This window comes from Colwellia sp. MB3u-8 (genome assembly GCF_014076985.1).
Taxonomy (GTDB): Bacteria; Pseudomonadota; Gammaproteobacteria; order Enterobacterales; family Alteromonadaceae; genus Cognaticolwellia.
On the sequence record NZ_JACGVA010000063.1, the window covers coordinates 87,512 to 101,533 of the forward strand.

Here is a 14,022-nt window from a genome sequence, read left to right on the forward strand (position 1 = left end):
ATAAGTTAACCGTTTTACTTTGCTGTAACGAAAAAGCTAGCCATTTTATCGGCTAGCTTTTTTTATTTTTCTTAGTTAAGGTTAATTAACTAGGCAGTATGTACTTAAGTGGTATGTACTATTTTACTTCTTCACCAGCGGCTTGTTTATCAGCATGGTAGCTAGAACGTACGAGTGGACCACATGCGGCGTGATCAAAGCCCATTTTATCTGCTTCACGTTTAAACATAGCAAAGTCATCTGGGTGAACGTAACGCTCGACCGGTAAATGATGTTTACTCGGTTGTAAGTATTGACCAATAGTTAACATGGTAACGCCATGAGCACGTAAATCCCGCATCACTTGAAGAATCTCTTCGTTAGTTTCACCTAAGCCGACCATTAAACCAGACTTAGTCGGTACACTTGGGTTCGCCTCACCAAATTTTTTCAATAGATCTAATGACCATTGGTAGTTAGCGCCTGGGCGAGCTTTGGTATATAAACGTGGTGCGGTTTCGAGGTTGTGATTGAAGGTACCCGGTGGATGGGTATTTAAAATTTCTAAAGCACGATCCATACGGCCACGAAAATCAGGGACTAAAATTTCTACTTTAGTATGTGGTGAATGCTCGGCAATTTCGGTAATACAATCAACAAATTGTTGTGCGCCGCCATCACGAAGGTCATCACGGTCAACAGAAGTGATCACTACGTATTTCAGCTTCATGTCTTTTAGCGTTAAGGCTAACTTGCGCGGCTCTTCTTTATTTACCGCCATTGGGCGGCCATGGCCAACATCACAAAATGGACAACGACGGGTACAAATATCACCCAAAATCATAAAGGTTGCTGTACCGTTATTAAAACATTCTGATAAATTTGGGCATGACGCTTCTTCGCAAACAGAATGTAAATTATGTTTGCGCAGTGCTGCTTTTATACTATCAATACGCTCTGAACTTTTTGGCAGTTTAATGCGTAACCAATTAGGTTTTCTTAGCATGGTTTCGCGCTCAGAAGTCATAACCTTAATAGGAATATGCGCCATTTTTTCAGCATCGCGTAGTTTAGTGCCTGGAGTAATTTGTGATGATTTAGTGGTCATGTATTGTTTCCAATCCCGTTTGATAAGATAAATGCTGGGTGTTTAATAACTCACTTAGGTGTTTAACCAATGAGTCACCCGCTTGATCTACTGTGGCAGGGCCTTGTAAATCGATTGTTTGTATCATTTCTAAGCCTTGATAACCGCAGGGGTTAATGCGTAGAAATGGTGATAGGTCCATATTAACATTTAATGCCAAACCATGAAATGAGCAGCCTTTACGTACTCTAAGACCTAAAGAGGCAATTTTTTTATCTTCAACATAAACACCTGGCGCGTCAGGCTTTGCTTTTGCCGTAATGCCAAAGTCTGCCATTGAGGCTACGATGCCATCTTCAATTAGCGTAACCAGTGTTCTTATGCCCATTTTTCTGCGGCGGAGATTGATCATAAAGTAGATCACTTGTTGGCCAGGGCCGTGATAGGTGACTTGCCCGCCACGATCAACTTTTACCACTGGAATATCTCCAGGCATAAGTAGGTGTTCATCTTTACCTGCTTGTCCTTGAGTAAATATTGGCGGATGCTCTACCAGCCAAAGTTCATCATCAGTGCTTTCGTCTCGATTATCGGTGAAATTTTGCATGGCATGCCAAACATCGACATAGTCGAGGTTATTCAGTTGCCGAATAATCAATGTGTTTTTCAAAATACATCTCTATAGATTTTATTGCGGGTATTATAGCTAAATAATAATGGTAATACACCGGATAAGAAGTAGGGTCAAAGCACGTAACGTACTTGCTCAATGGCGTTCAAGGTTTTATATATTGTTTCAATATGTTCTTTACTGGTAACCGTAACAACCACTGAAATTGAATGATAATTTCCTTTCGAGCTTGGTTTAACCTTTGGCGCATAATCACCAGGCGTGTGTTTTTGCAACTCGCCAACCACTAGGTCAGGCAACTCGTCACACGCGATACCCATGACTTTAAAGTTTAGTACGGTGGGGAAATCTAATAATTCATCAAATTTAGTATTCATTTTTTTCTCTTAATCGGTAAAAAACCCATATGCTGTCGGTATTTTAATCATGGCTAGCATATTCGAGTCAGTGGTAAATAAACCAATCCATGTGGTAATCATTTAAGCGGCTGAATGTGCCAATTGGTGATATTTTAACACTATTTATTACGAATGTGACCAGTCGAGGCGAGTTATTGGATATAAATGAGGGGGAGATTAACTAATATCAATGTTTGCTGGTGGTTTTATTTTCTAATACAGCTGAATTAAAGCAGAAAACTTAGCCTAGGCTAAGTTTTCTGTGCAGTTTAGTAGAACTAATAAAACAGTGATTAAAACTAGTTAATAAATTGCAGCTTTACATAGTCGATCAATTTATTAAACAGGCTACCTTCTTGAATTTCTTGTAGCGTTACTAACGGGTATTGGGCAATATCTTCACCGTCGAGTTGTAAAAATAATTTGCCTACGACTTCACCTTTTTGCAGTGGCGCTTTGAGTTGCTTGTCTAACTCAAAATTTGCTTGTAAGTTTTTACGTTGACCACGAGGAATGGTAATTGGAGTATTAACCATAATACCTAAGTCAACTTCTTTGCTATCGCCCATCCAAACTCTATCACTAACAAACTTTTCACCAGCTTTATAGGGTGTGTATGTTTCGTAAAAACGGAAACCATAGTTCAGTAGCTTTTTACTCTCTACTTTACGAGCACGCTCGCTGTCGGTACCCATAACGACACTGACTAAGCGCATATCGCCTTTAGTCGCGGATGTGACTAAACTATAGCCTGCTTGTGAGGTATGGCCGGTTTTTAAACCGTCAACATTCATACTTTTATCCCACAATAAACTATTGCGGTTATATTGTTTAATGTTGTTATAAGTAAAAGACTTTTGGCGATACAACTTGTACTCATCGGGTACATCGCGAATAAGGGCAATAGCCAGTGTTGCCATATCACGCGCTGTGGTTTTGTGTTCTTTGCTGTCTAAGCCATGACTGTTTTCAAAAAAGCTACTATACATGCCTAATTGTTCAGCGTGGGCATTCATTAATTGGGCAAATGCACCTTCACTACCGGCAATATGTTCAGCCATAGCAACACAGGCGTCATTTCCTGATGCAACGATAATACCTTGGTTTAACAAGCTTACTGATACTTCTGTACCCACTTCAATAAACATTTTTGAGGACTCAGGGAAATTTTTTGCCCAAGCTTTTTCGCTAATTCTAACGGGGTCATCATTGCTGATATTACCATTATCTAGCTCTTTACCTATGATGTAACTGGTCATCATTTTGGTCAAGCTTGCTGGAGCAAGTAAAATATCGGCATTACTTTCTGCAATAACCGTACCCGTGGCATAATCTATTAAAATGTGGCCTTTAGCACTTACTTCTGGAGCGGGTGGGATAATAGTTTGTGCATGAGAAAGGGAGCAAACACTTAATAATACAGAGCCTAAAACAGTTAATAACTTTATCGGTTTTTTAGGTACTCGAGTAACCTTGATTTGGGGCATAATTGTCCTACAGCGCTATCATTTAATGGAAATTATAAAAACATTTAATGGAAATTATAAAAATTTTATGCAGTATAACATTTTTCTTTTTTAATACTAATCAGTGCTACCATCAATTTGTTACCTTTGATGAGTTTTGCTAATTATTTATATACGTTAAGTCGCAGTAATATGACTTTTTAGCTAAACATACTCGCTAAAAAAATAAAGACTAACGTTAGGGCTTAATATTTTACTCGTGCAAAAAAGTTACTAGTGAATAAAGTTACTGGCGAATAAAAGCTTTAGGGTAACCATCTGCTTTAATTGCTAACAATAACCTAGTTAATTCATCACTGCGCTCTATCGGACCAACAAGCACACGAAAAATTCCATTTATTTTTTCTAATAGGGTATTTATTTGATGTTGTTTAATTAATACCTTGGCAAGTTTGGTCGCTTGAGTATGACTGCTACTAGCAAATACCTGAATATATTGTGCTCTAGGTATAACCTTTAATGGTGATGGTGTCGCTGTTTCAAGCTCAATTTTTCTCGCGGCTATTGTTTCAGTTGCGACTGAAAGCCTTGTTTCTGGCAAAGGCGTGATTGTTGCGCTATCTGCTGCGCGTTTATTGCTATCCTGAAGTTTGGCTAAACCATTAAGCGTAAAATCAGTGATGGCTGTAATGGTTACATCGGCAGTGCCTGTTTTTAACATATCGAGCTTATAGGCGGCACTGTATGACAAATCAATAATACGGCTTTGATGAAAAGGGCCTCGGTCATTAACTCGAACAATAACAGATAGCCCGTTGCTATTATTAACGACCCTTAAATAGCTAGGTAAAGGTAAGTTCTTATGGGCGGCACTCATGGCATACATATCGTAAATTTCGCCATTTGAGGTTAAGTGACCATGAAACTTTCGACCATACCAAGAGGCCGTTCCGGCTTGGCTAAAATTTTCTGCACTGTTTAATACTTGATAGTCTTCACCGCGTACTTGATAGTGTTTATTACCACCAAGGCTAAATGCTTCTGCTCGCGGCGTAGCATCATGAAGTTCACTAGCGGTAGGTAAGCGGCTGGGTATACTGTCATTTTTTTGTTGGTAACGACCATAGTTAGCGCTACAAGCCGAGACAAGTATGATCAGTACACATAAGTATATAGGGTGATTGATGTTTAATTTCGCCATAAATATCAGTAGACTCTATTATTATTTACGTCAATTGTTTATTCGGTTATTTTTTTCATGCGCTATTATTTCACACGCCATTCTTTTTGCTAGATATTAAATTTTCTATGGGTGCTTATTGCCATAAGCATGCCAAATCCTGCCATTAATGTCACCATTGATGTGCCACCGTAGCTAATTAAAGGTAGGGGTACACCCACCACAGGCAATATACCAGAGACCATGCCAATATTAACAAAGATATAAACAAAAAATGTCAGTGTTAAACTGCCAGCCAAAAGCTTAGTAAAGGCATGCTGAGCATTGACCGCAATCCATAAGCCGCGCATAACAATTACCAGATATACTGTTAACAATAAGCCGACACCAATCAAGCCAAACTCTTCACTAAATACTGCAAAAATAAAGTCAGTATGGCGCTCAGGTAAAAACTCTAATTGTGATTGAGTACCTTGTAACCAGCCTTTACCGTGTATACCACCAGAGCCGATGGCAATTTTAGATTGAATAATATGGTAGCCTGAGCCGAGTGGATCTTGTTCAGGATTTAAGAATGTTAGCACCCGTTGTTTCTGATAAGGTTTCATCAAAAACATCCATAAAACTGGCGCAAATGCAGACGCTAAACCAATACAGGCACCGATAAGTTTCCAACTGGCACCCGCAAGGAATATAACAAATATGCCTGAGCTTGCGATCAGTAAAGACGTGCCTAAATCAGGTTGTTTAGCAATGAGCAGAGTGGGTATTAAGACTAAAATAAAAGCGATGATTATTTTGGATATTTTGATCGGTAAATCGTATTGACTAACATACCAAGCGATCATAATAGGCATGATAAGCTTCATAATTTCAGAGGGTTGAAACTTAGTAAAACCAAGGTCTAACCAACGTTGAGCACCTTTGCCAACATGACCAAATAGTAGCACGGCACTTAATAACATTAAGCCGATAATGAATACAGGTACCGCCCATCTTCGATAAGACAAGGGTGGGATTTGCGCAACAATAAACATCACAAATAGTGCTAAGCCAACACGTTTTGCATGTCTTATTAGTACGGCAGACTCTTGCCCACCTGCACTATAGACGACAAATAACCCCAGTGTTAGTAAGACTAAAATCCCGAATAATAATGGCAGGTCAATATGTAAACCTTGCCATAAAGTGCGCTCTTGGTGTTGATCATGTCCGGTATTACGCACTAGGGATTACCTGCTGTATTTTTAATTTTTTGATGAAAATCCTTGCTATGATGTGGATGCTTGCGCGGGTCTTTACTGATAATTTCGCGATCACCAAAATACTGATCCATAATTTGGCGTGCAACCGGTCCGGCATTCGTACCACCACCACCTTTAGCAACATTCTCTATGGCAACCGCAATCACTATTTCAGGTTTTTCGTAAGGGGCAAAGGCAATGAACATGGCATTGTCACGTTTGCTTTCTTTAACTTGACTCGCATCGTATTCTTCACCTTGTTCTATGTTAGCGGTTTGTGCCGAACCCGTTTTACCTGCTGCGTCGTATTTACTGCCTTTAAATGCGGTATAGCCGGTCGCGCCAAATTTTTGCACGGTATTATGTAAACCATCTAAAACCAGATCCCAGCTATGTTGATCTTTTAAGATGATAGGCTGTTTTTCATCAACCACATATTCAGTGACAATGGTTTGCGCTGTGCTAGCATCTTTGTTTTTAACAACCACTTCAGTGGTGGCTTTTAATAAGTGTGGTACCTTAATCTCACCTTTATTGACTAGGATGGCTAGGGCTTGTGACAATTGCAGTGGCGTGACTGACCAGTAACTTTGACCAATACCTACCGATAGGGTTTCACCCGTATACCAAGGTTTATTATAACGGGCTCTTTTCCATTCGATACTGGGCATAATTGCACGACTTTCTTCGTGCAGGTCAATACCGGTATATTCACCGAAGCCGAATTTTCTCATCATTTGACTAATACGGGTAATGCCCAATTTATAGGCCAAATCGTAGTAATACACATTACAAGACTGCTCTAACGATTTAGATAAACCGACTTTGCCATGGCCCCATTTTTTCCAGTCACGTCGCTTAGTTTCTATCCCGGGGAGTTGATAAAATCCGGGATCATAAATTTCTGTTTCTGGCGTAATGACCCCTGCGTCTAAACCCGTAATGGCTAATAAAGGTTTAATCGTTGAAGCAGGTGGGTAACCTTGTAATGCTCTATTGAGTAAGGGTTTATTGCTCTTTGGGGCTAAAAGTTTTTTATATTTTTTGCTGCTGATGCCATGAACAAACAAGTTGCCATCAAAACTTGGGTTTGAATACATAGCAAGCACGCCACCGTCTCTTGGGTCAATGGCGACAATCGCACCACGCTTACCCGAAAGCGCCCGTTTTGCGATCATTTGTAGCTCAATATCCAAGGTTAAGGTCAGGTCTTTACCGGGAATGGGTGGGGTAAAGTCTAAGGTACGAATGATCCGACCTTGGTTGTTAATTTCTACTTTTTGGTGGCCAATGGTGCCGTGTAAAATGTCTTGGTAATAGCGTTCTAAGCCGCGTTTACCAATATTGCGCGTAGCGGCATAGTTTTCAGCTAAGCCTTGCTGTTCTAACGCGAGTGAGTCTCTACCATTAATACGTGCGACATAACCCAGTGAGTGCGTGGTTAATTCAGCAAAAGGGTAATAACGCTTTAAACGTGCATCAATAAAAAAACCAGGAAATTTATGCTGATTGACCGAAAATAAGGCGACTTGTTGCTCGCTTAAGCGTGAATAAAGCTCTATCGGTTTAAAACGACGTTTACTCTTCATTGCTTGCAGTAGTTTGTCTTGTTTTTCTTGGCTTATATCTAACAGTTGGCTAACTTCTGACAAGCGCTTTTTAATGTCATTTACTTGCTCTGGGATCACTTCTAAGCTGTAAACAGGGGTATTGTCAGCCAGTAAAACACCATTTCTATCGTATATTAAGCCTCTATTGGGCGCGACAGGTAACAGTTTAATACGGTTGGAGTTTGAGCGTGTTTGGTACTTTTGATATGAGCTAACTTGAAGATTATAAATATTACTAAATAACACTAATGAAAGTATGATGATAGCCGCAAAGATGATGAAGGTACGGCGGGCAAATAAATTGGCTTCAGCGCTATGATTTCTAATAACAACACGTTTTTTGGCTGCCATTATTTATTCTCTATGATAAGGGTGATTATTATTGATTGACCAAGCACGATAGAGGCTTTCAGCCACAACAATTCGAACCATAGGGTGTGGTAAGGTCAGTGGTGACAATGACCACTTTTGCTCAGACGCCTTAATGCAAGCAGGTGCTAAACCTTCAGGTCCACCAACTAAAAGCGCAACATCTCGGCTATCTACATGCCAACGTTCCAGCTGTTTGGCAAGATCAGGAGTCGTCCAAGGCTTGCCTTCTACTTCTAAGGTAACAATGCGATTACCTTTTGGAATAGCCGCTAACATTAGCTCACCTTCTTTTTCAAGAATGCGGGCAATGTCTGCATTTTTACCGCGTTTCCCTGGTGAAATCTCCACTAGATGGAAACTCATATCACGAGGAAATCTACGGCAATATTCGCTAAACCCTTGGCTAACCCAAGCGGGCATTTTATTACCAACGGCATATAAGGTAATGCGCATTGTTGTTTAGACTACTGCCATAGTTGTTCTAGTTGATAACGCTCACGAGTTTCATCAGTCATCACATGCACAACAACATCACCTAAGTCGACTAAAGACCATTCACCAACATCATTTCCTTCAACACCTAAGGCTTCAATACCAGCTGCACGGCATTCGATAGTGAGTGATTGTGCAATGGAAATAACGTGGCGTTTTGAGTTACCAGAGCAAACTAACATGTAGTCAGTGAAACTCGATTTTGTAGCTACTTCTAATGTAACGATATCGCGGCCTTTCATATCTTCGATTTTTTCGGTAACAAAAGTAATTAGGTCTGAACTTTGCAAAGTGGGATCTCTATAATTAACAACAATAATCGGCGATAATAGCATTATTTTGTTTGTCAGTTAACCATCTAATGCAGTAAATAGCCGTTTTTTTGCACAACAATGGATTTATTTCACTTAACTTCTCCCCAAGTGATACAAAATGAGTGATTTGGCTGCAGTTATTGAAAAATAATGACGTTATCGATAGAGCTTATGTTGCTCTATATAATCATATACGCATTGAGGTAGGTATTGGCTGACGTCTGAGCCCGCTTTAATTTTTGCTCTTATTGTGGTCGAGGAAATATCCACAGGGGTACTTTCATGGATAAGTATTTGTCCAGTTTGCTGGCGCTGTAATTGCGCAAGACTATAAATTAAACGAGACTTTAGTGCTGGCTCAAGTGCCGCTTCCAACGCTAGGTGCGGGTAACCTGGACGAATATTAACCACTAAGTTACATAAAGTGAGAATATCTTGCCAGCTGCGCCATTGGGTAAATGATAAGAGTGAGTCCATACCCATAATAAAATATAAAGCTGCATTAGGCTGCTCAGTTTTTATTTGTTGTAAGGTATCGACGGTATATGAAGGGCTGTGACGCTTGAGTTCACGAGTATCAAGGGTAAATACTGCGCTTTTATCACAGACTAAAGCGACCATTTTAGTACGCTGTTTCGCATTGGCATGAGTGCCAGCTTTATGTGGCGGAATATGGGCAGGAATTAAATATAACTTTTTTGCGCCTAACCATTGCGCGGTTTCTTGGGCAGGTAAGATGTGACCGAGATGGATAGGATCGAAGGTACCGCCAAGTAACGCGATAAGTGTTGGCGTTTTTTGGTTAGTTATACTCATAATCTAAACTGAAGTGTTGGCTGATGTTATCGTGAAATAAGCTGATAAAAACATCACTGAGCAAAATAAAAGCGTTAAAGTCGCTACTGGTTTTACTGAGTAAATCCACTTGCGCTAACCTCGCTAATGCTTGCTCGGCATTGCTTAAGCTTATATTGTTTAACGCATGCTGATATAAGGGTTTTTTCTTCTCCCAAATACGGTATTGCTGAAAAATGTCGTTAATACGGCTGCCTTGTTCTATTTGTTCTAACATGGCATAAAGCTGACTAATTTCTTTGTGTACCACCCAAACTAATTGGCCAAATGCGCTACCGTCATGCTGCATTTGATCTAAGATAGTTAAGCACTTTTTAAGGTCACCAATCAGCAAAGTGTCGATCAGTTGAAAAGGATTAAATCGCGCTTGTTTAATTAAAAGTTGCTCTGCTTCTTCAACACTCACGGCTTGCTGTGAGAATAATATCGACAGTTTCTGCAACTCTTGAGCTAATGCCGGTAAATTACCTTCAAATAATTCAGTCATTAAATTAATAACATCGTCAGGTAAGGTTAATTGCAACTGCCGAGCTTGATTGCTGAGCCATTGTTTTAATTGTTTACCTTCAATATCGTATAAAGGCACAAAGCAACCAGCAGCTTCTAACGCCTTGAACCACTTGCGCTTTTGTGTGGCAGCGTCAAGTTTAGGGCCATGAAAGATGAGTTGAATATCTTGATGTAACAGGGTGAGTAATTGCGCGACACCTTTCGCACCATTATCGCCAATTTTACCCGTGGTAAACTCTACTTCTATAATGCGTAATGATGAAAACAAACTCATTGACTGATATTCTTGGAACAGCTCATCCCAATTAAATTTATCGTCAATGCTAAAACGAATAACTTCATCAAAGCCTTGTTTTTTAGCACTATTTTTAATTTTTTCTAAGGCGTCATTTTTTTGCCATGGCTCATCACCAAAGACTAACCATATCGGCTTAAAGCCTTGTGTTAAGGTTTTTTCGAGGTGATTATGATAAATGCGCATGTGAAGTTACCTACAGCTGAATACTAGCCATGTCACGTAAAATTTTATTGGCGGCTTCTTTACGCATTTCTCGTAACATTAACGACAATTCGCGACTTTTTGCTAGGGCAATATCAGGATCATCTTGATAATCACGATTAAGCTCAAAGCGGAAATTTTGAATATCTTGTCCGGGGATTAAAATTTGATAGCGTACGGTATAAATAAGCTCGTATTCTGCTACCTGACCATTCGGGAAAACCGACAGTGTTCTTCGGTCTAAGTTGTCTTGTAGTATACGCATTTGCGGAATAGCTTTTTCACTTTGTCGCACTAAAGTCACATCGTTAATACTTAAATGCTGCTTGACTAAACGAGTGAGTTCACCATATTGATCAACCGAGCTAAATATAATGGTTTGTAGCTCAGGCGCTAATAAATAATTGCCGCGTAGTTGAAAGCCACAACCATTTAACATCATTAAAATAATGCTAAAGGATAAAAGTTTGCTTACTCGACCAATTATTAATGGCTGCATAAAGTGTTCACTTTTTATAGGTAAAATTCAATCAGTGCATAGCCAATAAGTTTTAGCTATGCACTTTTAACTCGCTGTTTTAATTAAGTTATCATTAACAGCTGTAACAAAATAAGTTACTAATTAGCAACAATATTCAATAGTTTACCCGGTACATAAATCACTTTACGTACGGTTTTACCGTCAATAAATTTGCTAACATTGACATCATTAAAACCGATTTCTTCAACCGATTCTTTTGTTGCCTCGGCTGACACGGTAATTTTAGCGCGCAATTTACCGTTAACTTGTACAATAATAAGCTTTTCATCTTCCACTAAAGCGGTGGCGTCAACCACTGGCCAGGCAGTATTTTCAACTGGCTTACCATCGCCAATCATGTTCCATAAATGATGACTTAAATGTGGCACGATAGGTGTTAGCATTAATACTACCGCACGAATAGCTTCATGCATCACCACGCGATCTTCAGTGCTGGCAATATTCGCTTTACCTAAATGATTCATTAATTCCATGATCGCGGCAATAGCGGTATTAAAGGTGTTTCGACGACCAATATCATCACTGACTTTAGCAATGGTTTTATGCAATTCAAGGCGTAAGGATTTTTGCGCCGAGTTAAGCGTTAAGTTGGCAATCTTGGGTGCTGCTTTTGACACTTCTGCAACTTGGGTAAAGTCATAAGTGAGTTTCCAAACCCGCTTTAAGAATCTATGTGCACCTTCCACGCCGGCATCACACCATTCTAATGTTTGCTCTGGTGGTGAGGTAAACATGATAAATAGTCGTACGGTATCAGCGCCATATAAATCAATAACTGATTGTGGGTCAATACCGTTATTTTTCGATTTTGACATTTTGCTCATGCCAGCAGAAATAACCGGTTTGCCATCTAATTTACTGATAGCAGAAGTGACATGGCCTTTTTCATCACGCTCAACGTCAACATCTGTTGGTGCAATCCAATCTTGTCCGCCATTGTCTGCTTCACGATAATAGGTATCAGCTAATACCATGCCTTGGCAGAGTAATTTTTTAAAAGGTTCGTTAGATTCTACTAAGCCAGCATCACGTAATAATTTATGGAAAAAACGGGCATAAAGTAAATGTAAAATGGCATGCTCAATACCGCCAATGTATTGATCTACCGGCAACCAATAATTAGCTTTGGCTGGATCTAACATTTGCGTGTCATCGTTCGGTGAACAATAACGTGCGTAATACCATGATGATTCCATAAAGGTGTCAAAGGTATCTGTTTCGCGAAATGCTTCTTCACCATTGAAGGTGGTTTTAGCCCATTCAGGGTTGTCTTTAATCGGTGAGGTTACGCCATTCATCACTACATCTTCGGGTAGTTCAACAGGTAGTTGATCCGCAGGTACCGGCACAGACTCACCATTGGCTAAGTGCAGCATTGGAATGGGTGTACCCCAATAACGTTGACGAGAAACACCCCAGTCACGTAAGCGATAATTTACCGTTACTTTACCTTTGTTTTCAGCAATTAATTTTTCTGAAATAGCTTTAAAAGCCTCTTCAAAATTTAAACCGTCAAATTCACCAGAATTAACTAAAACATTCTTGCCAGTAATCGCCGTTTTTGTAACGTCAGCGCCTTCATCGCTGGCAATAACTTGTTTAATATCTAGACCATACTTAGTGGCGAATTCCCAATCGCGTTGGTCGTGACCCGGTACAGACATAACGGCGCCTGAGCCATAGTCCATTAGTACGAAGTTTGCCGCCCAAACAGGTACTATTTCACCACTAATCGGGTGGAGTGCTTTTAAGCCGGTATCAACGCCTTTTTTCTCCATTGTCGCCATGTCGGCTTCAGTAGATTTATTAGTTTTACAGCCTTGAATAAATGCCGCTAGTGCTGGATTCGTTTCAGCCGCAGCTAAAGCTAATGGATGCTGGGCAGCTAAGGCGACATAAGTCACACCCATGATGGTATCTGGCCGTGTGGTGTAGATATCGAAGCTTTCAGTCGAGTCGGCCACTTGAAAGGTCATATCTACACCTTCAGAGCGACCAATCCAGTTACGCTGCATAGTTTTAACTTGTTCAGGCCAATCGGTTAATTGGTCTAAATCGTTAATTAATTCTTCAGCATAAGCCGTAATTTTAATGAACCATTGCGGTATTTCTTTGCGTTCAACTAGCGCACCAGAACGCCAACCACGGCCATCTATTACTTGCTCGTTAGCTAATACGGTTTGATCAACAGGATCCCAATTCACCGTGGAATTTTTCTTATACACTAAGCCTTTTTCATATAGCTGAGTGAAGAACCACTGCTCCCAACGGTAATAGTCTTTTTTACAGGTGGCTAATTCACGACTCCAGTCGTAACCAAAGCCCAATGACTTTAATTGGTTACGCATGTAATCAATATTTTCATAAGTCCATTTGGCAGGCGCAGAATTATTTTTAATCGCGGCATTTTCAGCCGGCAAACCAAAAGCGTCCCAACCCATAGGTTGCATTACATTTTTGCCTTGCATGCGTTGGTAACGAGAAATCACATCACCTAAACTGTAGTTACGTACGTGGCCCATATGGAGTCGACCACTTGGGTATGGAAACATCGCCAAGCAATAAAACTTTTCTTTTCCTGGTAACTCTTCAGCTTTGAAGGTGTCGTTATCAGTCCAAAATTTCTGAACTTCGGCTTCAATTGATTGGGGATTGTAGATGGATTCCATTAAGATTTCTCAAACACACTTAAATAAGAGCCTCAACCCGCTTTTTTGACAATTTTACCTTGATAAAATTTGTCATGTTAAGGTCAGGTTTTAGCGATAAAAATATTCTTGATAGGATACCTTATCTCTAGCCGTTGCGACAAGTTAAAGCAGGGCTATGCGGAAATTTTTTCTA

General features: G+C 40.0%; 13 protein-coding genes. All 13 read right to left on the reverse strand.

Translation table 11 applies throughout. The annotated features are described in order from the left end of the window. Nucleotides 1-118: 118 nt before the first annotated feature. On the reverse strand, nt 119-1,087 hold the full coding sequence (lipA, locus tag H4J54_RS10015) for a lipoyl synthase (protein ID WP_182138299.1): 969 nt from the start codon (nt 1,085-1,087) through the stop codon (nt 119-121). Next, nucleotides 1,077-1,739 (reverse strand): lipoyl(octanoyl) transferase LipB, encoded by a 663-nt coding sequence (gene lipB / locus H4J54_RS10020; protein WP_182190805.1) that lies wholly within the window; start codon nt 1,737-1,739, stop codon nt 1,077-1,079. The genes lipA and lipB overlap by 11 nt, the downstream gene beginning before the upstream one ends. A gap of 71 nt (nt 1,740-1,810) precedes the next feature. Further along, nucleotides 1,811-2,074 (reverse strand): DUF493 family protein YbeD, encoded by a 264-nt coding sequence (gene ybeD / locus H4J54_RS10025; protein ID WP_182138300.1) that lies wholly within the window; start codon nt 2,072-2,074, stop codon nt 1,811-1,813. A 320-nt stretch (nt 2,075-2,394) separates the two neighbouring features. Continuing rightward, on the reverse strand, nt 2,395-3,582 hold the full coding sequence (locus H4J54_RS10030; protein ID WP_182190742.1) for a serine hydrolase: 1,188 nt from the start codon (nt 3,580-3,582) through the stop codon (nt 2,395-2,397). 265 nt (nt 3,583-3,847) lie between these two features. After that, nucleotides 3,848-4,762 carry a septal ring lytic transglycosylase RlpA family protein gene (locus H4J54_RS10035; RefSeq protein WP_182190743.1) on the reverse strand — a complete coding sequence of 305 codons (915 nt, stop codon included), beginning with the start codon at nt 4,760-4,762 and terminating at the stop codon, nt 3,848-3,850. A gap of 89 nt (nt 4,763-4,851) precedes the next feature. After that, nucleotides 4,852-5,967 carry a rod shape-determining protein RodA gene (gene rodA / locus H4J54_RS10040; RefSeq protein WP_182190744.1) on the reverse strand — a complete coding sequence of 372 codons (1,116 nt, stop codon included), beginning with the start codon at nt 5,965-5,967 and terminating at the stop codon, nt 4,852-4,854. After that, entirely contained in the window at nt 5,967-7,946 is a 1,980-nt protein-coding gene (gene mrdA / locus H4J54_RS10045) for a penicillin-binding protein 2 (protein WP_182190745.1), read from the reverse strand. Before mrdA ends, rodA begins: the two co-directional genes overlap by 1 nt. 3 nt (nt 7,947-7,949) lie before the next feature. Next, a complete protein-coding gene (gene rlmH, locus H4J54_RS10050) occupies nt 7,950-8,420 on the reverse strand; it encodes a 23S rRNA (pseudouridine(1915)-N(3))-methyltransferase RlmH (RefSeq protein ID WP_182190746.1) in 471 nt (156 codons plus the stop codon). An 11-nt stretch (nt 8,421-8,431) separates the two neighbouring features. After that, entirely contained in the window at nt 8,432-8,749 is a 318-nt protein-coding gene (gene rsfS, locus H4J54_RS10055) for a ribosome silencing factor (RefSeq protein ID WP_259364505.1), read from the reverse strand. 180 nt (nt 8,750-8,929) lie between these two features. Further along, nucleotides 8,930-9,589, reverse strand: a complete 660-nt coding sequence (nadD, locus tag H4J54_RS10060; RefSeq protein ID WP_182190747.1) for a nicotinate-nucleotide adenylyltransferase — start codon at nt 9,587-9,589, stop codon at nt 8,930-8,932. Next, nucleotides 9,576-10,619 (reverse strand): DNA polymerase III subunit delta, encoded by a 1,044-nt coding sequence (gene holA, locus H4J54_RS10065; protein ID WP_182190748.1) that lies wholly within the window; start codon nt 10,617-10,619, stop codon nt 9,576-9,578. Before holA ends, nadD begins: the two co-directional genes overlap by 14 nt. Before the next feature lie 10 nt (nt 10,620-10,629). Then, nucleotides 10,630-11,136, reverse strand: coding sequence for an LPS assembly lipoprotein LptE (gene lptE, locus H4J54_RS10070; RefSeq protein WP_182190749.1), 507 nt, complete (start codon nt 11,134-11,136; stop codon nt 10,630-10,632). Between the two features lie 119 nt (nt 11,137-11,255). Continuing rightward, nucleotides 11,256-13,847 carry a leucine--tRNA ligase gene (gene leuS, locus H4J54_RS10075; RefSeq protein WP_182190750.1) on the reverse strand — a complete coding sequence of 864 codons (2,592 nt, stop codon included), beginning with the start codon at nt 13,845-13,847 and terminating at the stop codon, nt 11,256-11,258. Between the last annotated feature and the right edge of the window lie 175 nt (nt 13,848-14,022).

Coding starts and splice junctions, on each gene's coding strand:
- ybeD (WP_182138300.1), bottom strand. CDS start 2,074: ATGAATACTAAATTTGATGAATTATTAGATTTCCCCACCGTACTAAAC.
- leuS (WP_182190750.1), bottom strand. CDS start 13,847: ATGGAATCCATCTACAATCCCCAATCAATTGAAGCCGAAGTTCAGAAA.
- nadD (WP_182190747.1), bottom strand. CDS start 9,589: ATGAGTATAACTAACCAAAAAACGCCAACACTTATCGCGTTACTTGGC.
- holA (WP_182190748.1), bottom strand. CDS start 10,619: ATGCGCATTTATCATAATCACCTCGAAAAAACCTTAACACAAGGCTTT.
- H4J54_RS10030 (WP_182190742.1), bottom strand. CDS start 3,582: ATGCCCCAAATCAAGGTTACTCGAGTACCTAAAAAACCGATAAAGTTA.
- rlmH (WP_182190746.1), bottom strand. CDS start 8,420: ATGCGCATTACCTTATATGCCGTTGGTAATAAAATGCCCGCTTGGGTT.
- H4J54_RS10035 (WP_182190743.1), bottom strand. CDS start 4,762: ATGGCGAAATTAAACATCAATCACCCTATATACTTATGTGTACTGATC.
- lptE (WP_182190749.1), bottom strand. CDS start 11,136: ATGCAGCCATTAATAATTGGTCGAGTAAGCAAACTTTTATCCTTTAGC.
- lipA (WP_182138299.1), bottom strand. CDS start 1,087: ATGACCACTAAATCATCACAAATTACTCCAGGCACTAAACTACGCGAT.
- mrdA (WP_182190745.1), bottom strand. CDS start 7,946: ATGGCAGCCAAAAAACGTGTTGTTATTAGAAATCATAGCGCTGAAGCC.